Here is a 1,294-nt window from a genome sequence, read left to right as displayed (position 1 = left end):
TATGGCAACAGCCATATTTGACGATTTTGCTGTTAGCACTACTCAAACGGGCAATTTTCCTTGTTTGAGTGGTGCAAACAGGCAAAATCGTCTATATGAATGTCTATATGGCTACTGCCACATAAATTCGCTGAAAACAGAAAATTGTTCTTGTTTGAGTGGTGAAAACCGGGAATTTCAGCGAATCTATATGGCAACAACCATTTTGACAATTTTGCTTGTTTAGCAAAAATAACAAGTCTGTGATGCCCCGAGATGTCCGGGGCTGCACGCGCGCAACAGTGGCAAAATCAGCGTGCTTGTCTCTTTCTTAGGCCTAACCTTCGATTTTGACTTCTTAGAGGGGTTTTCAATGTACATCGGAACGAAATTGAGCAATTACAAGTCTGTGATGCCCCTAAATGTCCGGGGCTGCACGCGCGCAACACTGGCGAAATCAGCATGCTTGTCCTTTTCTGTCCATATTAGGTTTTCTAGTGTTTTCTCGCCTTTGCTTCAACTCGCAAGAGGAAATCCACCACTCCTCTGCTTCGACTCGTACAAAAAATTTTTTTTCTGAAAAATGTTTTGAAAATTTAAAATTTGTTTCAGTATTTGTTGTTGCAAAAATCGCAAACTTCCCAAACCACATTAAAAAGTTTGATTACAGACGTGGAATTTATATTTTGACACAATTCTGCGAACGTGTTGTGTTTTTCTTGATTTATTTATTGGAAGGAATATTCGATGTTTTTCGCTATATAGCAAGATAGTAATTGCTCAAATGGCGGAAAGTCGTTATATTCGACTTCAACCGTCGATTATGCCTATACACTCTTTTGAGTGTATTCGTGTAAATTGCCGTGTTTGCACTCTCCTTGCTTGTTGGGCTCTCCTTCGGGAAAACCACTAGTTTTGGGGTGTGCAGACGGTCCATTTCCCGTTCTTTTGATGGTAGAAATGGTCGGCAAAGTCTAGCTAAGACTAAAATCTAGCAAAGATCTGGTTGATCCTGCCTGAACTGATGTGTTCATCTCAAAGATTAAGCCATGCATGTATAAGTTCAAACGATTTTATCGTGAAACCGCGAACGGCTCATTACAACAGCTGTAATTTACTTGATCTTGACAAATCCTACTTGGATAACTGTGGTAATTCTAGAGCTAATACATGCACAAAAGCTCTGACCTTGCGGGAAGAGTGCATTTATTAGAACAAAACCAGGCGGCCTTCGGGTCGTGTTTTTTTTTGTGAGAATAAAAAAAAAGAGAGGACTGTCTAGTGCCGGCGCCCGGTGTTTGAAGTGTGTTGCGAA

Annotated in this window: 1 protein-coding gene; it reads left to right on the top strand. The window is 40.7% G+C overall.

The window, feature by feature from the left end; all coding sequences use genetic code 11:
• A partial coding sequence (locus ACQR30_RS12480) for a hypothetical protein (RefSeq protein WP_429735576.1) occupies positions 1 to 226 on the top strand: 226 nt, incomplete at its 5' end.
• Between the last annotated feature and the right edge of the window lie 1,068 nt (positions 227 to 1,294).

Source organism: Arachidicoccus sp. (genome assembly GCF_050436765.1).
GTDB lineage: Bacteria > Bacteroidota > Bacteroidia > Chitinophagales > Chitinophagaceae > Arachidicoccus.
Note: the sequence above shows the minus strand (reverse complement) of the source record. Positions and strands in the feature narration are given on the sequence as shown.